21 protein-coding genes are annotated in these 18,480 nt (G+C 72.0%); 9 read left to right on the top strand and 12 right to left on the bottom strand.

The window, feature by feature from the left end; translation table 11 throughout:
* Window positions 1–84 precede the first annotated feature (84 nt).
* Both G567_RS0125595 and G567_RS34690 read left to right on the top strand, forming a co-directional pair.
* Window positions 85–1,536, top strand: a complete 1,452-nt coding sequence (locus G567_RS0125595; protein WP_211224086.1) for a pyridoxal-dependent decarboxylase — start codon at window positions 85–87, stop codon at window positions 1,534–1,536.
* 213 nt (window positions 1,537–1,749) lie between these two features.
* Window positions 1,750–1,923 carry an SRPBCC domain-containing protein gene (locus G567_RS34690; RefSeq protein ID WP_147200974.1) on the top strand — a complete coding sequence of 58 codons (174 nt, stop codon included), beginning with the start codon at window positions 1,750–1,752 and terminating at the stop codon, window positions 1,921–1,923.
* A gap of 12 nt (window positions 1,924–1,935) precedes the next feature.
* On the opposite strand, the gene G567_RS0125585 is transcribed toward G567_RS34690, so the two are convergent.
* The 5 genes from G567_RS0125585 to G567_RS31570 all read right to left on the bottom strand — a co-directional run bounded on the left by G567_RS0125585 (window position 1,936) and on the right by G567_RS31570 (window position 7,519).
* The gene (locus G567_RS0125585; RefSeq protein ID WP_028932137.1) at window positions 1,936–2,568 is read right to left on the bottom strand and encodes a TetR/AcrR family transcriptional regulator; all 633 of its coding nucleotides are present in this window, start codon (window positions 2,566–2,568) and stop codon (window positions 1,936–1,938) included.
* Window positions 2,565–3,716: an acyl-CoA dehydrogenase family protein gene (locus G567_RS0125580; protein ID WP_028932136.1), complete on the bottom strand. Its 1,152-nt coding sequence runs from the start codon at window positions 3,714–3,716 to the stop codon at window positions 2,565–2,567. The genes G567_RS0125585 and G567_RS0125580 overlap by 4 nt, the downstream gene beginning before the upstream one ends.
* Window positions 3,717–3,741: 25 nt before the next feature.
* A complete protein-coding gene (locus G567_RS0125575) occupies window positions 3,742–4,503 on the bottom strand; it encodes a 3-hydroxyacyl-CoA dehydrogenase (protein ID WP_028932135.1) in 762 nt (253 codons plus the stop codon).
* 71 nt (window positions 4,504–4,574) lie between these two features.
* Window positions 4,575–5,726 carry a thiolase family protein gene (locus G567_RS0125570; RefSeq protein WP_028932134.1) on the bottom strand — a complete coding sequence of 384 codons (1,152 nt, stop codon included), beginning with the start codon at window positions 5,724–5,726 and terminating at the stop codon, window positions 4,575–4,577.
* Window positions 5,727–5,860: 134 nt separating this feature from the next.
* Entirely contained in the window at window positions 5,861–7,519 is a 1,659-nt protein-coding gene (locus G567_RS31570; protein ID WP_245585800.1) for an MFS transporter, read from the bottom strand.
* 327 nt (window positions 7,520–7,846) lie between these two features.
* Between G567_RS31570 and G567_RS32585 the strand changes: the two genes are divergently transcribed.
* Window positions 7,847–8,677 carry an SAM-dependent methyltransferase gene (locus G567_RS32585; protein WP_051233559.1) on the top strand — a complete coding sequence of 277 codons (831 nt, stop codon included), beginning with the start codon at window positions 7,847–7,849 and terminating at the stop codon, window positions 8,675–8,677.
* Window positions 8,678–8,687: 10 nt separating this feature from the next.
* Window positions 8,688–9,167: a hypothetical protein gene (locus tag G567_RS0125555; protein ID WP_169338735.1), complete on the top strand. Its 480-nt coding sequence runs from the start codon at window positions 8,688–8,690 to the stop codon at window positions 9,165–9,167.
* 42 nt (window positions 9,168–9,209) lie between these two features.
* On the opposite strand, the gene G567_RS35795 is transcribed toward G567_RS0125555, so the two are convergent.
* Window positions 9,210–9,518, bottom strand: coding sequence for a methyltransferase domain-containing protein (locus G567_RS35795; RefSeq protein ID WP_211224081.1), 309 nt, complete (start codon window positions 9,516–9,518; stop codon window positions 9,210–9,212).
* A 163-nt stretch (window positions 9,519–9,681) separates the two neighbouring features.
* Between G567_RS35795 and G567_RS35045 the strand changes: the two genes are divergently transcribed.
* Genes G567_RS35045 through G567_RS0125525 form a run of 5 tightly spaced genes read left to right on the top strand, consistent with a single transcriptional unit; the run spans window position 9,682 to window position 12,582 of the window.
* Window positions 9,682–10,158, top strand: coding sequence for an ATP synthase subunit I (locus tag G567_RS35045; RefSeq protein ID WP_161631764.1), 477 nt, complete (start codon window positions 9,682–9,684; stop codon window positions 10,156–10,158).
* The gene (gene atpB / locus G567_RS35040) at window positions 10,155–10,868 is read left to right on the top strand and encodes a F0F1 ATP synthase subunit A (protein ID WP_028932130.1); all 714 of its coding nucleotides are present in this window, start codon (window positions 10,155–10,157) and stop codon (window positions 10,866–10,868) included. The genes G567_RS35045 and atpB overlap by 4 nt, the downstream gene beginning before the upstream one ends.
* Window positions 10,869–10,885: 17 nt before the next feature.
* The gene (atpE, locus tag G567_RS31560; RefSeq protein WP_051233558.1) at window positions 10,886–11,158 is read left to right on the top strand and encodes an ATP synthase F0 subunit C; all 273 of its coding nucleotides are present in this window, start codon (window positions 10,886–10,888) and stop codon (window positions 11,156–11,158) included.
* Window positions 11,159–11,185: 27 nt separating this feature from the next.
* Window positions 11,186–11,752, top strand: a complete 567-nt coding sequence (locus tag G567_RS0125530) for a F0F1 ATP synthase subunit B (RefSeq protein ID WP_037058206.1) — start codon at window positions 11,186–11,188, stop codon at window positions 11,750–11,752.
* Entirely contained in the window at window positions 11,752–12,582 is an 831-nt protein-coding gene (locus tag G567_RS0125525) for a F0F1 ATP synthase subunit delta (RefSeq protein ID WP_028932128.1), read from the top strand. The genes G567_RS0125530 and G567_RS0125525 overlap by 1 nt, the downstream gene beginning before the upstream one ends.
* Window positions 12,583–12,596: 14 nt before the next feature.
* On the opposite strand, the gene G567_RS36760 is transcribed toward G567_RS0125525, so the two are convergent.
* Genes G567_RS36760 through G567_RS31545 form a run of 6 tightly spaced genes read right to left on the bottom strand, consistent with a single transcriptional unit; the run spans window position 12,597 to window position 18,321 of the window.
* Complete coding sequence (locus tag G567_RS36760; RefSeq protein ID WP_261763827.1) at window positions 12,597–12,728, bottom strand: hypothetical protein; 132 nt, start codon at window positions 12,726–12,728, stop codon at window positions 12,597–12,599.
* Window positions 12,725–13,435 carry a (2Fe-2S) ferredoxin domain-containing protein gene (locus tag G567_RS31555; protein WP_051233557.1) on the bottom strand — a complete coding sequence of 237 codons (711 nt, stop codon included), beginning with the start codon at window positions 13,433–13,435 and terminating at the stop codon, window positions 12,725–12,727. The genes G567_RS36760 and G567_RS31555 overlap by 4 nt, the downstream gene beginning before the upstream one ends.
* Window positions 13,419–14,903, bottom strand: coding sequence for an ABC transporter ATP-binding protein (locus G567_RS31550; protein WP_037058204.1), 1,485 nt, complete (start codon window positions 14,901–14,903; stop codon window positions 13,419–13,421). Before G567_RS31550 ends, G567_RS31555 begins: the two co-directional genes overlap by 17 nt.
* Window positions 14,900–15,778, bottom strand: a complete 879-nt coding sequence (locus G567_RS0125510) for an ABC transporter permease (protein ID WP_028932127.1) — start codon at window positions 15,776–15,778, stop codon at window positions 14,900–14,902. The genes G567_RS31550 and G567_RS0125510 overlap by 4 nt, the downstream gene beginning before the upstream one ends.
* A complete protein-coding gene (locus G567_RS0125505) occupies window positions 15,775–16,716 on the bottom strand; it encodes an ABC transporter permease (RefSeq protein ID WP_028932126.1) in 942 nt (313 codons plus the stop codon). Before G567_RS0125505 ends, G567_RS0125510 begins: the two co-directional genes overlap by 4 nt.
* 9 nt (window positions 16,717–16,725) lie before the next feature.
* On the bottom strand, window positions 16,726–18,321 hold the full coding sequence (locus tag G567_RS31545; protein WP_147200975.1) for an ABC transporter substrate-binding protein: 1,596 nt from the start codon (window positions 18,319–18,321) through the stop codon (window positions 16,726–16,728).
* Window positions 18,322–18,480: the final 159 nt, after the last annotated feature.

Raw genomic sequence — 18,480 nt, 5'->3', positions numbered from 1 at the left:
CGACCCGGGTCACGACGGCGCGGGCGGCGGGCTCCCTGAGCTCGAACTCGCCGGATAGGTCGTAGGGTCGGCCGGGTGCCCGATCTGGATCCCGAGGAGTTCCGCAGGCTCGGCCACCGGTTCGTCGACTGGGTGGCCGACTACCGCGCCGGTCTCGGCGAGCTATCGGTGCGCGCCGCGGTCGAACCCGGCTGGGTGCGCGGGCAGCTCGCCGCGGACCTTCCCGAGCATCCCCGGCCGCTCGAGGAGCTGCTCGCCGAGGTCGACCGGGTGGTCGTCCCGGCGAGCACGCACTGGCAGCACCCGGGGTTCTTCGGCTACTTCCCCGCCAACGCATCGCTGACCTCCCTACTCGGCGACCTGCTCTCCGGCGGACTGGGCACCCAGGGGATGCTCTGGTCGACCTCGCCGGCGTGCACCGAGGTCGAGCAGGTGCTGCTCGACGGGCTCGCCGGGGCGCTCGGGCTGGGCAAGGAGTACACCTTCGACGGCGGCGGGGGCGGCTCGATCCAGGACTCCGCCTCGTCGGCGGCGCTGGTGGCACTGCTGGCGGCGCTGCACCGCACGTCCGGCGGCACCTGGCGGGAGACCGGCACCGACGGCCGTGAACGCGTCTACGTCACCGCCGAGACCCACTCCTGCATGGCCAAGGCGGTACGGGTGACCGGGCTCGGGGCCCAGGCGCTGCAGGTCGTGGACCCGGCCCCCGGTTCGCTGGCGATGTCACCGGACGCGCTCGCCGCGGCCATGGCCGCCGATACCGCCGCGGGGCTGCGCCCGGTGCTCGTCTGCCCGACGATCGGCACCACCGGCACCGGCGCCGTCGACCCGGTGCGCGAGATCGCGCAGGTGTCGCGGGCGCACGGAGCATGGGTGCACGTCGATGCCGCCTGGGCAGGGGTGGCGGCGCTCTGCCCCGAGTTCCGGGATCTGCTCGACGGCGTCGAGCTCGCCGACTCGTTCTGCACCGACGCCCACAAATGGCTGCTCACCGCGTTCGACGCCTCGATGCTGTGGGTGCGCGACGGCGCCGCGCTGCCGGCCGCGCTGTCGATCACCCCGGAGTACCTGCGCAACGCCGCGAGCGAGTCCGGCGAGGTCGTCGACTACCGGGACTGGCAGGTCCCGCTGGGCCGCCGGTTCCGCGCGCTCAAGCTGTGGACGGTGATCCACGGGCTGGGGCTGGAGGGCCTGCGGGCGCACATCCGCGGGCACGTCGCGCTGGCGTCCGAGCTCGCGGCGCGGGTCCGCGCCGACCCCCGGTTCACCCTCGCGACGCCGCCGTCGCTGGCCCTGGTGTGCCTGCGCGTCCTGGGCCGCGACGACGCCCTCGACGACCGCGCCGATGATCAAGCGACCCGCGCCGTGCTGGAACGGGTCAACGCCTCCGGGTCCGCACTGCTCACCCACACCGTCGTCGACGGCCGATATGTGATCCGGGTGGCGATCGGATCGGTGGGCACCCAGCCCCGGCATGTCGAGGCCCTGTGGACCGCGCTGCGCGAGGCCGCGGACGCGGTGCGCCGGGGCCCGTGACCGGGTCCGCAGCACATTATGGAGCCATAACGTTGCCGTCGACCGGGTCCGCAGCACGTTATGGAGCCATAACGCGCCCGGGGAGAGGCGGTGGAGCGCTTGACGCATCGCCCTGGCCGCGCGTCGTTCGACGCATCCGTTGATTGTCGGCCCGGTCGGGTTCTCCATTCCTCGCGACACGGTCGACATCGACGCCCGCCCCGGCGGCCACCAATGGCTCGTCAGCAGGAATCGACCAAGATGTACGCGCGGATCGAGTTCCACGACGAGGACGGCAGGACCCGTCTGGTCATCCGGCAGGGCCCCCTACACCCAGGAGATGGAGGCATGGCCAGGGCGGGCTGGGAGAGCTCCTTCACCAAGCTCGACACGCTGCTGGCCGGCTGACCGCGGAACCGATCAGGCCAGCAACGTCCGGGTGAGGTCCTTCCACTGGGCGACCATCGGATCGTGGCGCACGTCCCGCGGGTCGAACGTGTAGGTCAGCGCGGTGCCGCGCATGCTGGTCAGCAGCAGGTCACGCAGCTGGCGGAACCGTGGGTGCGAGACGAGCGGCTCGCCGAACATGCGTCCGACCGAGGCCTTGATGACGGCGCCGAGGCGCCGCTCCTCGGGCCGTAGCACCTCGGCGATCCCCAGGTTCGCCCTGGCCGCGGTCCACAGCTCGACGGCGGCCCAGAAATGCGGTTCGTGGAAGGACTCCCAGAGCAGCTCGACGACCCGGTCGGCGCGGTCCCAGCCCTCGATCCGGGTGCCGACGATGCTCAGCACGCGGTCCTCCGTGTCCTGCACCCGCTTGACCGCCAGGTGCTGGGCGGCCGCGACGAGCAGCCGGTCCCGGGACGGGAAGTGGTGCAGCAGGCGGCCGCGGGAGACATCCGCGGCCGCCTGGATGGTGAGCGTCGTGGCGCCGCAGTAGCCGCCCTCGATCAGACAGGCGACGGCGGCGTCCAGGATCCGGGCGCGGCTGTCCTCGCTGCGCTGCGCCCGGGTCCTGGCTCCCGCGCCACCCGGCGCCGGTGTGCTGGTCACAGCCCGAGCGAACGGCCGATGACTTCCTTCATGATCTCGGTGGTGCCGCCGTAGATGCGGGTGATCCGCGCGTCGGCGTAGGCCTTCGCGATCGGGTACTCGGTCATGTACCCGTACCCCCCGTGCAGCTGCAGGCACCGGTCCACCACCCGGCCCTGCAGCTCGGTGCACCACCACTTCGCCTTGCTCGCGTCCACCGCGGTCAGCTCGCCGGCGTTCAACGCGCGCACGCAGTCGTCGATGTAGTGCTCGGCGATGTCGACCTCGGTGGCGATCTCGGCGAGCACGAACCGCGAGTTCTGGAACGACCCGATCGGCTGCCCGAACGCCTTGCGCTCCTTGACGTAGGTCAGGGTCTGCTCCAGCGCGGTCCGCGCCGCGGCCACGCCGGCCATCGCGATCGAGAGCCGCTCCTGAGCCAGGTTGGTCACCAGCTGGGTGAAGCCCTCGCCCTCGCGCGGACCGAGCAGGTTCGCCACCGGCACCCGGACGTCGGTGAACGACAGCTCCGCGGTGTCCTGCGCGTGCTGGCCCAGCTTGTCGAGGTTGCGGCCGCGTTCGAAGCCCGGCATCCCGCGCTCGATCACGAGCAGCGACATGCCCTTGTGCCGCTGCGTGGGGTCGGTCTTCACCGCCGTGATCACCAGGTCGGCGTTGATCCCGTTGGTGATGAACGTCTTGGCCCCGTTGACCACGTAGTGGTCCCCATCGCGGATCGCGGTGGTCGACATCGAGGCCAGGTCCGAGCCGATGCCCGGCTCGGTCATCGCGATCGCGGTGATCAGCTCGCCCGAGGCGATGCCGGGCAACCAGCGCCGCTTCTGTTCGTCGTCGCAGTAGGCCATGAAGTAGGGCAGGCAGATGTCGTTGTGCAGGCTCAGGCCCAGCCCCGCGGCGGCGGCGCCGCAGCGCATGAACTCCTCGGCGATCACCGCGTTGAAGCGGAAGTCGCGAACCCCGCCCCCGCCGTAGGACTCGGGGATCTCCATGCCCAGGAACCCGGACTTGCCCGCCGTCGCGAACAGCCCCCGGGGCACGATCCCGGCCCGCTCCCACTCCTCGTGGTGCGGGAGCACCTCGACGGCCAAAAACCTCCGGAAGGACTCGCGAAACGCCTCGTGCTCGTCCTCGTACAGGCTGCGCTTCATGGTCGGCTCCGCTACGGGGTCTGGTTCATCGGGGGGCCATCCGGATCGCGCCGTCGAGCCGGATCACCTCGCCGTTGAGCATGGGGTTGGCAACGATGTGCGCGGCCAGCGCACCGTACTCCGACGGATCGCCCAGCCGCGCCGGATGCGGGACCTGCTTGCCCAGCGACTCCTTGGCCTCCGCGGGCAGGCCGGCCAGCAGCGGGGTGTCGAACAGCCCCGGCGCGATGGTGACCACGCGGATCATGGCGCCGGCCAGGTCGCGCGCGATCGGCAGCGTCATCCCGACCACGCCACCCTTCGACGCCGAATACGCCGCCTGCCCGATCTGGCCGTCGAACGCCGCCACCGAGGCAGTGTTGACGATGACGCCGCGCTCACCCTCGATCGGACCGGCCTGCGCGATCCGCTCGGCCGCCAGCCGGATCACGTTGAACGTGCCGACCAGGTTGATGTTGATGATCTTCGTGAATTCCGCGAGCGGGAACGGGCCGTGCTTGCCCAGGGTCTTGATCGCGTTGCCGGTCCCGGCGCAGTTCACCGCGACCCGCAGGGTGCCCAGCTCGGCGGCCACGTCCAAGGCCGCCGTCACGCCGGCGTCGTCGGTGACGTCGCCGGGCGAGAACCGGACCCGGTCCCCCAGCTTCTCGGAGACCTGCGCGCCCGGCGAGCCCGGCAGGTCGAGGATGACGACGCTCGCCCCGGCGTCGAGCAGCTTCTCGGTGGTGGCCAGGCCGAGCCCCGAGGCTCCGCCGGTGACCAGGGCGACTGAACCGTTGATGTCCAAGGTGATGCCTCCTTCACCAGGCCCGAGAGCGGCACGTCGCGCTCCGGCGCGGCGCGCCGCTCACGAGCGCGTCAGTGCATGAGCTCGAAGATGGTGGCGTTGGCCTGGCCGCCGCCCTCGCACATGGTCTGCAGGCCGTAGCGGATGCCGTTGTCACGCATGTGGTGGACGAGGGTCGTCGCCAGCCGCGCCCCCGAGCCACCCAGCGGATGCCCGAGCGCGATCGCCCCGCCGTTCGGGTTGAGTGCCTTCGGGTCGGCGCCGATATCGGCCAGCCAGGCCAGCGGTACGGGGGCGAACGCCTCGTTGACCTCGAATGCCCCGATCTCCTCCAGCTTCAGCCCGGAGCGGGTCAGGGCTTTCTGGGTGGCCGGGATCGGAGCGGTCAGCATGATGACCGGGTCCGCCGCGGCCAGCACCGCGGTGTGCACCCGCGCGATCGGTCGCAGCCCGAGCTGCGCGGCCTTCTCGCTGGTGGTCATCAGCAGCGCCGCCGAGCCATCGGAGATCTGCGAGGAGTTCCCGGCCGTGATCGTCCCGCCCTCGGGCTTGAACACCGTCTTCAGCCCGGCCATCGACTCCAGCGTGCCGCCGCGCCGGATGCCCTCGTCCTTGGCGACCAGGGTGCCGTCCGGCAGCGTCACCGGCGCGATCTGCGCGTCGAAGCGGCCCTCGTCCTGCGCCACGGCGGCCTTCTCGTGGCTGGCGAGGGAGAACTCGTCGAGCTGGGTGCGGGAGAGACCCCACCGCTGCACGACCATCTCCGCGCCCGGGCCCTGGTTCGGGAACACCCCGTCGTAGCGGGCGAGGAAACCCTCCCCGAGCGGGCTCTGCTCACCGATGGACGAGCCCATCGGAACCCGCGACATCGACTCGACGCCACCGGCCACGACCAGGTCGTACTGCCCGGCGACCAACCCGGCCGCGGCGAAGTGCACCGACTGCTGCGACGAGCCGCACTGCCGGTCCACCGTCACCCCGGGAACGGTGTCCGGCCAGCCGGCCGTCAGCACCGCGGTGCGACCGATGTCGAAGGTCTGCTCGCCGATCTGCGTGACACAACCCCAGATCACGTCGTCGACCATCGCCGGGTCGATCCCCGATCGTTGGGCCAGCGCGTTCAGCACATGCGCCGACAGGTCCGCCGGATGGATCCCCGACAGCCCGCCGTTGCGCCTCCCGATCGGGGTCCGTACCGCTTCCACGATCACTGCATCTCGCACGTCCGACTCCCTATTCCGTCGCCTGTCGAGACGGCGCCGCATCGGTATCTGCCGGCGACGTCGCACCGGTGGCGACCGTAACAGCAAAACAGTCAGCGTTGACCGTCTGAGCACTGTGGCGTCGAGCGCAGCCGCTACCTCGTCGCCGCGACGGATCCGCGTCGCAGATCGGACGCGGGGAGCCCGCCGTGGATGTCGCCGCGCCCACGGCCGTCGGCGAGGAAGGAGGCCACGGCGGCGATGACGCAGGCGACGAGGGCGAACAGGAACGCCGCGGTGAGCCCGTCGGAGAACGGGCCCGAGATCAGCTCCGGGAAGAAGCCGCGGCCGGTGAGGAAGGCCGCCTGATCGGGCGGCAGCTGACCGAGCACGCCGCCGAGCAGCTGCTGGATCGGGTTGTAGCCGAGGAACGCGGCGAAGAGCACGCCGACCGGCGGCAGCTGCGCGATCCGGCTCGCGTCGGCCACCGGGACGCCGTGCTGCACCAGGCCGTGCTCGAGCACGACGGGCAGGTGCTGGGAGAGCCCGACGATGATCAGGCTGAAGACGATGCCGATGGACAGCACCATCGCGGCGTTCTGGAAGGTGGCGGTCATCCCGGCGCCGGCCCCGCGCGCCGTGGCCGGGAGGCTGTTCATGATCTGCGCCCGGTTCGGCGAGGCGAACAGCCCCATGCCGATGCCGTTGATCAGCAGCACCGCCGCGAAGGTCCAGTAGCCGAAGTCGACGGGCAGCAGCTGCAGCCCCAGGAACGTCCCCCCCGCGACGATCATCCCGCCGGTGGTGTACCAGCGCGCGCCGCGACGGTCGGATAGCAGGCCGGACAGCGGCGCCGCGACGAGGAACCCGATGGTCAGCGGCAGCATGTAGATGCCGGCCCACAGCGGTGTCTGCTCGAAGCTGTAGCCGTGCCGGGGCAACCAGATCCCCTGCAACCAGATGATCAGGATGAACATGAGCCCGCCGCGACCGAGCGAGGCCAGCAGGTTCGCGACGTTGCCCAGCGTGAAGCTGCGGATGCGAAACAGCGACAGCGTGAACAGCGGGTGCGGCACCCGCGTCTCGATCACGGCGAACAGCACGAGGACGGCGGCACCGCCGATCAGGCAGCACAGCACCATCGGGCTGGTCCAGCCCATGACATGCCCGCCGTAGGGCTGGATCCCGTAGGTGATCCCGACGAGCACCGCGATCAGCCCGGCGGCGAAGCTGAGGTTTCCCCACCAGTCCATCCGGGCGGGCGTGCGCGCACCGGTGTCGCGCAGCTTCCGGTACGCCCAGACGGTGCCGAACACCCCGAACGGCACGGACACCAGGAACACCAGATGCCAGTTCACCGGGCCGAGCACACCCCCGATGACCAGACCGAGGAACGAGCCCGTGATCGCCGCGACGGAGTTGATGCCCAGGGCGAGGCCACGCTGGTGGAGCGGGAAGGCGTCGGTGAGGATCGCGTTGGAGTTGGCCATCAGGAACGCACCGCCGATGCCCTGCACGATGCGCCAGCCGATCAGCCACAGCGCCGCGGGACCACCGGTCTGCCACGTCACCGCCAGCAGGACCGACGACACCGCGAAGATCGCGAAACCGAGGTTGTACATGCGGACGCGGCCGTACATGTCGCCGAGCCGCCCGAAGCCGACCACCAGCACCGCGGTGACGACCAGGAAACCCATGATCATCCACAGTAGGTAGCCGGTGTTGGCGGGCTCGAGCGGGTTGATCTCGATGCCGCGGAAGATGTCGGGCAGCGCGATGAGCACGATCGAGGAGTTGATCGTGGCCATGAGCATGCCGAGCGTCGTGTTCGACAGCGCGATCCACTTGTAGTGCGCCCCGGGGCCTGGAGACGACACGGACGGCATCACCACTCTCGCCGGTCGATTTAGTTACCCAAGCTAAGCAGTTACCCGTCCCGTGACCATGGCACCCGTCCGGTTCATCGAGTGAGGTGGGTCACCTCCGTGAGTGCGTAACAGTGTTAGAACACTGTTACGCACTCACGGAGACTTGTGTAGCTTTCGGGTGAAAGACCAGTTATGGGCGTTTTGTCAGCTAACGGAGCGGCGACAGGGGCCGATGAATGATCGACATCTTCGTTCGCCATCCCGGAAGGACCCATGATCGCCTCCGTCACGACTCGGGCGCGCCGGGCGGCCCGACTCAGCGTCGGCCACGCCCTGCGGTTCGGCACCGCACCGCTGCGCCCCCTCGCGCGCGCCGCGATCCGGGTGCGCCCAGGACTCGAGCCGCGCATGGCCGACTGGGCCTGGTTGTGGCAGCCAGGATGGGGACGGCGCTGCCACGAGCGGCTCTATCGCGCCCCGGACCCGTACGGCATCGCCGGGAGCTCCTACGAGCAGGCCAAGTACGACCTGATCATGCAGACGCTGGAGGACGCCCGCTACGCCCGAGCGCTGGAGGTCGGCTGCGGGGAGGGGCAGCTCGCCGAGCGGCTGGTGGAGCTCACCGACGAACTCGTCGCGGTCGACATCTCCGCGGCAGCGATCGAGCGCACCCGAAGTCGCCTCGCCGACGATCCGCGGGTCGTGGCGGAGCGGCGCACCCTGCCGCTCGGCATGCCGCAGGGCACGTTCGACCTGATGGTCTGTTCCGACATCCTCTACTACTGGGAGCCGACGACGTTGCGGCTCGGGATCGATCGCCTGATGAGCCGGCTGCGGCCCGGTGGCCGGCTGCTGCTGCTGCACTACCGCGGCGACTTCGGGCAGGCCAACCACGCCGACGCGGTGCACGAGATCGCACGGAACCGCGCGGGCGCGCGGGCGTATCAACACGTGGTGGCCCGGACCCTGCACGGCGCCGGCCCCCAGGGCGCCGGGATCCGGCTCGACGTGTTCGCGCGCGCGTCCGCCATGCCGATCACCGGAGGGCAGGGTTCACCGGCCGCCGTCGAGCGTCCGGCCGGTTCTGTCGGGGCCCAGCCGTAGCGTTCGCTCCATGAGCGAACAGCCCGACCAGGTGATGGCGCGCATCACCACCGCGATCGAGCAGTCCCACGCCGGGGAGGCCACCGCGGCCGCTGCCGCGTTCGACACCATCTGGAGCGAGATCGGCGGCGAGGACGGCGACCCCTTCCACCGATGCGTCCTGGCCCACTACGCCGCCGACGTCCAGCCCGATCCGGCCGACGAGCTGGCCTGGGACCTGCGGGCGCTCGCGGCGGCCAACGAGTTCACCGCCGACACCGACGAGCGCGCACGGGCGTATCACGCATCGCTACAGGTCCAGGGCTTCTTCCCCTCGCTGCACCTCAACCTGGCCGAGGACTACCGCAAGCTGGGCGACCCGGCGCAGGCGCGCGAGCATCTGCGCCTGGCGCGGGAGCGACTGCACCACCTGGCCGTGGGGCCCGAGGGCTACGCCGACACGATCCGCACGGCGCTCGCCCGGGTCGAGCAGGATCTCGCCGCCGGATGAGCCGCCCGGAAGCCCTCGGTCCGATTCATCCTCCCGGCAGGTTCACCGCCGGGCTTCGAACACGATGTTGAGGTTGTCGCTGAGGTCGTCGCCCGCATACGGATCGACGAACAGCACGGTGCCGTCCGGGCCGAGCGCCTCGCGGGCGTGTGCGAGAGCCCCGGTGGGATCGCCCATGTCGTGCAGGCAGTCGAAGAACGCGATGAGGTCGAACCCCGGCTCGGGTAGTGGGGCCAGCCGATCTCCGATCAGGACCAGAGGCGCCGAGGCCGGCGCCCCCAGATCGCCGAGGGCCTGCCCGACGAATTCCATCAGCTTCTTCTCGTCGACGGCGCACATGTCCCCTCCCATCGATCGACGGCAATAGAGGGTTGGACTCAACTCCCGGCGAGCGGAACCGTCCATACGCAGGTCGGGACTCCTCCCCGGGGCCGCCGGGCCACCCATCAAGGCGATCCACACATTCCTCGGCGATCTACCGCTTGCCTGGCAGGCGCGGCCAGGCCACCATCACGTGATAGTCGACACGCTGGTTGCGACGGCGCTTCTGGCGGAAGTTCGACAGAACGGACAGACGGGAGTGAACCGGTCAATGTTCACGGCCTCCTACATTCCGCCCAATGCCCGGGCAATCTTCCGGATGTCCGTTATCGGCGCAGGTATCGCGGCATTATTGGCGCTCGCGGCGCTCATCCCGATCGGACATGGCCTCGGCGCCCTGTTCGGCATTCTCGGGCTCGCACTCGGCGTCGGGAACTCCTGGATGATCCTGCGCTCCACAGCCAAATACGCCGACCACGGCCGCGCGGCAAAGGGCAGGCTCGCGACCGCCACCCTGGGCCGGCTCGCCATCGCCACCGTCATCGCCCTCGTGTTCGCCGCGCTGTTCCGCCCGGAGGGCCTCGGCGTGCTGGTCGGCCTCGCGATATACCAGCCGATCGCCGTCGTCGCGGCTGCCGTCCCCATGATCAAGGAGCTGCGTCGCTCGTGAGCCCCGCCGTCCTCCTCGCCGCCGAGGGCGGTGAGATCCATATCGGCAAGCACTGGACCGTCAGCCTGCTCGGCTTCACCCTGAACCTGGACACGATCATCGCGACGCTGGTCGCGGGCGCGATCGTGATCGGGCTCGGCCTGTGGGTGGCCCGGCGCGCGAGCGTCGGCAAACCGACCAAGCTGCAGATCGCCTTCGAGGTCACGAAGGAGCAGATCGAGCAGCAGGTCGAGGACAACCTCGGGATCCGGACCGCGCCCTGGGTGGTGCCCTTCGCGTTCGCGATCGCGCTGCTGATCCTGTTCTCCAACCTGCTGGCCATTCTGCCCAGCGAGGAGTGGCTTCCCCCACCGACCGCCGACGTGAACCTCACCTTCGGCCTCTCGTTCGTCGTCATGCTCGCGGTCTGGTTCACTGCGATAAAGCGACATCCGGTGCGGTTCTTCGCACACTTCAAGAACCCGATGGCGATCATCGAGGAGATCACCAAGCCGATCTCGCTCTCCCTGCGGCTCTTCGGCAATGTGCTCTCCGGCGTCATCATGATCCAACTGATCATCCTGCTGTTCCCGGTCTGGCTCTTCTGGGTGCCGTTCACGGCCTGGAAGCTCTTCGACATCTTCATCGCCGTTCTGCAGGCGGTGATCTTCACCATTCTGACGATCATCTATTTCGGACAAGCGCTCGCCGAGGAATCCGACGCGCACTGACCTCGAGGGGAACAACCATGTCGCAGGTCCTCGCACAGGCCGCGGACATCAATACCGCGGTCACCACGGCCGGTGCCTATATCGGCGGTGGTCTCGCGCTGGCCGGTGGTGCCATCGGCGCAGCGGTCGGGGACGGTCTGGCCGGTGGCCAGGTCATCGCCGGGGTGGCGCGGCAGCCGGAGGCCCGTGGGCGCCTCTTCGGCATCTTCCTGCTGGTCGTCGGTCTGGTCGAGGCCATGTACTTCATCAACCTGGCCTTCATGGCGATGTTCGTCTTCGTCCTGGGCTGATCCAGAACTACTGAGCCGGGAGATCACATGACCGTGCTGGCCCAAGAGCAGGAAGGCGGGGGCAACTTCCTGTTGCCCAACCTCACCATCGTCATCGAGGTGCTGGCGTTCCTGCTCATCCTCTACGTCCTCCGGCGCTGGGTCTGGCCGCCGCTGTCGAAGGCGATGAACGACCGGCAGGCCATGGTGCGCAGGCAGGCGGCGGAGAGCACGGAGGCCACCCGCAGGCTCCGCCAGGCCGAGGAACGGTTCGACTCGGCACTCGCGGAAGCCCGCCGTGAAGCCGCGACGATCCGCGACGAGGCCCGCGCGGACGCGAAACGGATCCGCGAGGAGATGCGGGTGGCCGCGGACGCCGAGGTCGAACGGATCCGCCAGCGGGGCGAGGAACAGCTCGCCCGGCAGCGGGAACAGGTGACCCGCCAGCTCCGCGCGGAGCTCGGCGGGCTCGCCGTGCAGCTCGCGGAACGCATCATCGGGCAGTCCCTCGCCGATGACGGCCTGCGCAGGGCCACCGTCGACCGCTTCCTCGCCGACCTCGACCAGGTGCCGGGCGAACCGCGCAAGGCAGGTGCCGCGGGCGGGGCGAGCTGATGGCCGCCTACCTCCAGCCGGCCAGCCGGGACTCCCTCGGGGAGGCGACGGACCGGCTCGACAACCTCATCGACACCTCGTCGGCCGCCGACCTCGAGCGGTTGGGGGCCGAGCTGTTCTCGGTGCTGCGGCTGCTCGACCGGCAGCCGCGGCTGCGCCGCCACCTCGGGGACGCCTCGGCACCGGCCGCGGCGCGCACGTCACTGGTCGACCGGTTGCTGATGGACAAGGTCGGCAGGCTGACCCTCGACGTCGTCTCCGACCTGGCCGCGGCGCGCTGGTCACAGCCCGGTGACCTGCTGGAGGCGCTGGAGGCGCTGGCCCGGCGGGCGACGCTGGGGGTGGCGGAGAAGAACAGCAGCCTCGAAGAGGTCGAGGACCAGCTGTTCCGCATCGGCCGGATCCTGAACCGGGAGCCGGAGCTGAGCAGGCTGCTCAGCGATCGGAGTACCCCGGACGAGCGGCGCGTCGAGCTGCTGCGCAGCCTGCTGGAGGACAAGGCCTCGCCGGTGACGACGGCGCTGATGAAGGAGTGCGTGCGGGCCCCGCGCGGGCTCGGCCTCGACGTGCGGGCCGAGGAGCTCTCCGAGCTGGCCGCCGCCCGCCGCGACCGCTACGTCGCCCACGTCCGCACCCCGATCCGGCTGACCGCCGAACAGGAGTGGCGGCTGACCGAGTCGCTGAGCCGCCTGTACGGCCGCCCGATCTCGCTGCAGGCCGAGCTGGACGAACAGCTGCTCGGCGGCCTCGTCGTCCGGGTCGGCGGCGAGGTCATCGACGGGAGCGTGGCGAGCAGGCTCGACGCCGCGCGCCGCGGGCTGCCCAGCTGAGTGCCGGCGGTCGCTCAATCGCCCGGTAGCTCGGCACCGCATCGCTCGCACCGGGTGGGCGGGGCCTCGTCGGCCAGCCCGCCGCATTCGGGGCAGACCCGGTTCATCCAGCAGACAGGGTCGCCGACCTCGTCATCAGGGCTCATCCTTCGAGGTTACGACCGGACGAGCCACCGCCGACACTCCCGATCGGGACGGGGCGGACGAGTTGGGTGGCCGTGGTCGGGTCGACGGCCTGGTGCCACCGGCCGGCCGGGTTGTCGATCACGAGCGGTCCGAGGTTGCACGGGCCGAGGCAGCCGGTGGGGGTGACCTGGGTCGTCGAGCCCCGGGTCGCGTCGGCCAGGGCGCGGTGCGTGGCGCCTGCGCCGTGGGCGGTGCAGCGGGGGCCGCGGCAGACCAGGAGATGGCGGTCCGGGATCTGCAGGATCGACCAGGCCGGGCTGCGGAACCCGGAGGGGGCGGTGGTGATCGGGATGCCTTCGGTGCGGCCGAGCCGGGCGAGGATCTCGGCGACGGCGGGCAGACAGCTGAGCCCGGCGGCGATACGGACGTCGAGGGCGCGGTGGCGGGTCTCACGCCAGTTCGCGACGGCGCGCCCGATCCAGGTGGCGAGGTAGCGGTCGTCGGGGATCGCCAGTGGGATGATGATCACCTGCGCTGCGCCGGCGGCGACGGTTTCGTCGAGAGCGGTGTGGATCGAGGGTGCGGCCTGGTCGAGGTGGGCGAGGCGGACCGGCTGGTCGGTGCGGTCGGCGACCGCGGCGGCCAGGGAGCGCAGCGACCGGCCGTCGACGCCCGAGGGGGTGGGTCGGGCGATCAGCAGCAGCACCCGTTCATCCGGCTGCGGCATAGCGGGGTAGTCCTCCGTGGGTCAGGCGTCCGGTCGTCATGGTGACGACGCGGTCGGCGTAGCCGGCGAGGCGGGCGTGGTCGTGGCTGACGACCAGCAGCGCGGTGCCGTCGTCGGCGATGTCGCGCAGCAGGTCGGTGATCTCGGCTGTGGCGGCCACGTCGAGGCTCGCGGTGGGTTCGTCGGCGATCAGCAGGGCGGGGCGGGCGATGATCGCTCGCGCGATCGCGACCCGCTGGGCCTGCCCGACCGACAGGCTTGCGGGCATGCGGTCGACGTCGATCTCGGCGAGCCCGACCCGGGCGAGGGCCTGCTGCGCGAGCGCGCGGCGGCGGGCGCGGGGGTGGCGCTCGCCGCGGGCGAGCAGGGGCTCGGTCAGGGTCCGCCACAGCGCCCAGCGCCGGTCGAGGCTGGCCACCGGGTCCTGGAAGATCGGCATCACGAACCCGGGCCGCAGGGTGCGCCGCCGCGACCAGGCGTCGCGGCCGTCCAGGTGGACCGTCCCGGTGTCGGGCCGTTCGATGCCGCCGACGATCCGGGCCAGGGTCGACTTGCCCGAGCCGGAGCGGCCGACCACCCCGACGATCTCGCCGGCAGCGAGGGCGAGCGACACGTCGTCGAGGGCGGTCACGGCGCCCGGCCCGCGCCCGTAGCGGCGCGAGACGCCGCGGACCTGCGCGATCACCGATCCCGGCCGCGCGGCGGGTGCGGCGCGTCGCGGCGCCGGCGTCGCGGCCGCCACGAGCTGCCTGGTCTCCTCGGCGGCGGGAGCGTGCAGCAGGGTGGCGGCCGGGCCGCGCTCCACCGCGCGGCCGTCGGCCAGCACCAGCACGGATTCGGTGTGCCGGGCCACGAGCGCCAGGTCGTGGCTGATCAGCAGCAGCGCGCCGCAGCGGCGCCGCAGCAGGGCCAGCGCCTCGTCGGCGAGCTCGGCGTCCAGCGCGCTGGTCGGCTCGTCGGCGAGGGTGAGCGCCGGGGTGTGCGCCGTGGCGGCGACGAGGGTGGCGCGCTGCAGCATCCCGCCCGACCACTGGTGGGGATGGTGGCGGGCGCGCCGCGCGGAGTCGTCGATCCCCATGACGGCGAGCGCGGCGGGAACCGCCCCGGCGGGCGGGGTGCGGCCGTGTGCCGTCCATGCCTCGGCGACGTGGTGCCCCACGGTGCGCAGCGGGTCGCAGGCGGCGAACGGGTCCTGCGGCACGTACCCGGCGAGCAGTCCCCGCAGCTGTCGCAGGGTGGGCCCGGGGGCGCCGAGCACCTCGCGGCCGGCGACGCGGACGCTGCCGGCGGTCCGGGTGCCCGCGGGCAGGAGCCCGAGGATCGCGTGGACCAGCGTCGTCTTGCCGCTGCCGGAGCGTCCGACCACGGCGCAGCGCTCGCCCGTCTTCACGGTGAGCGTGACGTGGTCGAGCGCGCGGTGCCCGTTGGGGTAGGTGACGGTGAGGTCCTCCACGACGAGCGGGGTCACGACTGCCTGCCGGGGTCGGTGACATCGCGCAGCGCGTCGCTGATCAGGGTGGCCGCGGCGACGGAGAGCACCAGCCCCAGCCCCGGGCCGAGCAGCTGCCAGGGGGCGTGGGCGAAGGTCTCGCGGCCGGTGGCCAGCATCGTGCCCCATTCCGCGGTCGGGGGCTGCGCGCCGAGCCCGAGGAACGACAGCCCGCCCAGCGCCAGCACCGCCTCACCGAGCCCGAGGGTCGCCGCGACGACGACCTGGCTGGCCACGCCGGGCACGACGTGCCCGAGCACGGCGCGCACCGGGCCGACCCCGCTCATGCGGGCGGCGAGCACGTCGGGTCGTTGCGCGCTGCCCCGGGCGAGGCTGCGGGCGAGCCGGGCGAGCCCGGCCCAGCTGGTCGCGGCCATGGCCAGCACCAGGTTCCAGAACCCCGGGCCGAGGACACCGACCACCGCCAGGGTCAGCACCAGCGAGGGCAGCCCGAGCAGCACATCGGTCGCCCGGGTGAGCACGGTGTCGACGATCCCGCCGACCGCACCCGCGAGCGTCCCCACCAGCAGCCCGACCACGCCCGCGATCGCCATCACGAGCAGGGCCGCGCCCAGCGACGTGCGGGCCCCGGCCAGGGTGCGGGCCAGCAGGTCGCGGCCGGCCTGGTCGGTACCCAGCCAGTGCGCCCAGCTGGGGGCCGCGAGCTGGTTGGTGTAGTCGGGCAGGTCCGGATCCGCCGCCAGCAGTGGGCCGAGGAGGGCGGCGAGGGCGAGCACCGCGGCCAGCGCCAGCCCGACCTGCGCGGCGGGCCGGCGCAGCACCGCCGCCCATGCCGGCCGGGCCATCGGCGGCGCGGGCACCGTCGGCCGGCGCAGGATCCCGAGCGCGCTCATGCCGCAGCCCGGCCCGTGCGCAGCCGCGGGTCCAGCGCCGCGCACACGAGGTCGACCACCAGGCTGGTGAGCACGTAACCGACGACCGCGACCAGGGTGAACCCCACGACGACCGGCATGTCCCGGGCGTTGATCGCCTCGACGGTGTAGCGGCCGATCCCGGGCCAGGTGAACACACTCTCCACGATCGGGGCCCCGCCGATCAGCGCCGCCGCACCCAGCCCGACCATGGTCAGAAAGGCAGGGGCGGCGTTGGGCAGCTGATGCACCCCCAGCAGCCGCCGGCGGCCCGCCCCGCGGGCCACGCTGACCCGCAGATAGGGCGCCGACGCGGCCTCGAGCAGACTGGTGCGCAGCACCCGCGACCAGCTCGCGGCCGAGGCCAGCGCGAGGGTGAGGGCGGGCAGGAACACCGTCGCCCAGCTCCCGTCGGCGATCACCCGGCCCAGCCCAGCGCGCACGACCAGGACATCCAGCACGATCACCCCGAGCACGAAGCCGGGCACCACCAGCATCGCCAGTGCCACCCCGCGGGCCACCACGTCGGGCCACCGCCCCGGGGCCGCGGCGGCCACCGCGGCGAGCCCGAGCGCCAGCACCACCGCGAGCGCCATCGCCGCCCCGGTCAGCCGCAGCGTCGCCGGTAACCGGGTGACGAACTCGTCGGCCACCGGGCGCCCGGTCCGCCAGGACACGCCCAGGTCACCGGTGACGGCATCGCCCGCCCAGCGGCCGAACCGGACCACGAGAGGATCGTCCAGGCGCAGCTCGTCCCGGACGGCCGCGACCGCCGCCGGGCTCGGCTCGGGGATGCCGCGGGCCTCCAGGACCCGGTGCGCGGGGTCGCCCGGGGTCACGGCCAGCATCCCGAACACGATCAGGCCGGTGCCGAGCAGCGTGACCAGCGCCTGCCCGACCCGCCGCAGGACGGTGGTCATCGCGCGGCCTCAGGCGCCCGGTGCCGCCGACGGTGCGGTCCGCGCGTCGACCCACAGGTTGGCGATCGGCACCGGGTAGCCCCGCCATCCCGGGCCGGTGACCACGGCGGGCAGCCGCACACCCAGATACCCCAGGTGGCCGTGGTCGGCGATCCGCCGCTGGATCTGGCGGAGCAGCTCGTCGCGGGCGGCGGGGTCGAGTTCGACGGCCAACCGCTCGATCAGCCCGTCCAGCGCCGGATCGGAGATCCCCGGGTAGTTCCGGGTGCCGTCGCTGTGCAGGTAGTTGCGCAACGGGGTGACGTAGTCGCCGCCGAACGAGATGAACCCGTTGCCGATGACCGCGGCCTGCCAGCCGGTGTCCTGCTCGACCACGGAGCTGATGTCGGGGACCTGACGGATCTCCACGCCGATGCCGAGCTCGGCCAGCTGCGCCTGGACCGCGAGGGCGAGCGCGTCGGAGTCGGGCTGCTGGGGGTAGGTGAGCATCGTCCACCGCAGCGGCGCCCCGTCGCGGGTGCGCGGTCCGTCGCCGGTCCGGGTCCAGCCCGCCCGGTCGAGCAGCGCGCCGGCGGCCGCGGGGTCGGTGGCCTGGGTCTTCTCCGCCCACGGACGGGCCTGGGTGTACAGGCCGGTCGCGGGCACGTACAGGCCGTTCATCACGTCGTTCGCCAGCTCGTCGTAGTCGATGCCCGCGTAGACCGCGCGCCGGACCAGCGGGTCGTCGAACGGGGCCTCGTGCTGGTTGAGCTGCAGCATGAACGTCGGGCTCGTCGGCTGCCCGGTGACGAAGAAGGAGTCCGCGCGGCCGGCCAGGGTGGGCGCGGTGGCCGTCGGTGGGTAGAGCGCGAGATCGGCCTCGCCCGCCTGGACGGCCTGGATGCGGGCCGACGCCTCGGGGACGAACCGGACGGTCAGGTTCTCCAGGGCGGGCGTGCCGCCCCAGTGGTCCGACCGCGGCGAGAGCCGCATCGACTCGGCATCCAGACTGTCCACAACGTACGGTCCGGTGTACAGCCCGGCGCCCACCAGCTCGCTCGCGGACGCGCCGGAGGCGACATGCCGCTGGTAGGCGGCCACGTCGTAGACCGGCACCATCGCCTCGTCGGCCAGCAGCGCCGGCACGTTCGGGGCCGGCCGCGATGTGGTGAGGGTGACCTCGAGCGGCCCGGTGGCCGCGGCGCTCGCCCCGGGCAGGGCCGCGGCCAGGCTGGGGTTCTCGGCGAGCTGGTAGGTCAGCAGCGCGGCCAGCGCGGCGCCGTCCAGCGGTGCGCCGTTCTGGAACGTGATGTTCTCGTTGAGCCTCAACCGCCAGGTCAACCGCTCCGGGTTGGCCAGCTCGGACAACACCCACGGCGTCGGCTCGCCGCCGGGCTCTGGCCGCATCAGCAGCTCCACATAGCCGAACTCCGGACCCCAGAAGCCGTTCTCCAGCGGGTCGAGGTCGTCGACGGCGAAACCGGTGGCGATCGTCAGCGTGGGCGGCCCCGCGGCGGCGGTGTCACCGCCCCCGGTCGTGGCGCACCCGGCCAGCAGCAGGGCAAGCAGGACGGGCAGCACCGCGCCGCGGAACCTGCGCGACCGTCGTCGGGGTAGCGAACTCACCGGGCGTCCTTTCGGGTGGGCAGGCCGGCCGTGCAGCTGGGTGGGGCCGGGACATGGGACGGCCCCGGGCAGCACCCTAAGACATCTGCACGACTGTTCAAATATGCTGAGATGTCGGCCACAACAGCCCGTCCGGGATCGCAGGCCGCGGTGTTGTGT

The sequence above is a fragment of the Pseudonocardia asaccharolytica DSM 44247 = NBRC 16224 genome, assembly GCF_000423625.1.
In the GTDB taxonomy this organism is placed as follows: Bacteria; Actinomycetota; Actinomycetes; order Mycobacteriales; family Pseudonocardiaceae; genus Pseudonocardia; species Pseudonocardia asaccharolytica.
The sequence above is the reverse complement of the archived record's forward strand: the minus strand, read 5'-3'. Positions and strand labels throughout refer to the sequence as shown.

Bases quoted from the DNA above. Each gene is read 5' to 3' on its own strand.
- G567_RS34690 (WP_147200974.1), top strand. From the start codon at position 1,750: ATGGCTCGTCAGCAGGAATCGACCAAGATGTACGCGCGGATCGAGTTC.
- G567_RS0125580 (WP_028932136.1), bottom strand. From the start codon at position 3,716: ATGAAGCGCAGCCTGTACGAGGACGAGCACGAGGCGTTTCGCGAGTCC.
- G567_RS31570 (WP_245585800.1), bottom strand. From the start codon at position 7,519: ATGCTCATGGCCACGATCAACTCCTCGATCGTGCTCATCGCGCTGCCC.
- G567_RS32585 (WP_051233559.1), top strand. From the start codon at position 7,847: ATGATCGCCTCCGTCACGACTCGGGCGCGCCGGGCGGCCCGACTCAGC.
- G567_RS0125555 (WP_169338735.1), top strand. From the start codon at position 8,688: ATGAGCGAACAGCCCGACCAGGTGATGGCGCGCATCACCACCGCGATC.
- G567_RS35795 (WP_211224081.1), bottom strand. From the start codon at position 9,518: ATGGGAGGGGACATGTGCGCCGTCGACGAGAAGAAGCTGATGGAATTC.
- atpE (WP_051233558.1), top strand. From the start codon at position 10,886: ATGTCGCAGGTCCTCGCACAGGCCGCGGACATCAATACCGCGGTCACC.
- G567_RS0125530 (WP_037058206.1), top strand. From the start codon at position 11,186: ATGACCGTGCTGGCCCAAGAGCAGGAAGGCGGGGGCAACTTCCTGTTG.
- G567_RS0125525 (WP_028932128.1), top strand. From the start codon at position 11,752: ATGGCCGCCTACCTCCAGCCGGCCAGCCGGGACTCCCTCGGGGAGGCG.
- G567_RS36760 (WP_261763827.1), bottom strand. From the start codon at position 12,728: ATGAGCCCTGATGACGAGGTCGGCGACCCTGTCTGCTGGATGAACCGG.
- G567_RS31555 (WP_051233557.1), bottom strand. From the start codon at position 13,435: ATGCCGCAGCCGGATGAACGGGTGCTGCTGCTGATCGCCCGACCCACC.
- G567_RS0125510 (WP_028932127.1), bottom strand. From the start codon at position 15,778: ATGAGCGCGCTCGGGATCCTGCGCCGGCCGACGGTGCCCGCGCCGCCG.
- G567_RS0125505 (WP_028932126.1), bottom strand. From the start codon at position 16,716: ATGACCACCGTCCTGCGGCGGGTCGGGCAGGCGCTGGTCACGCTGCTC.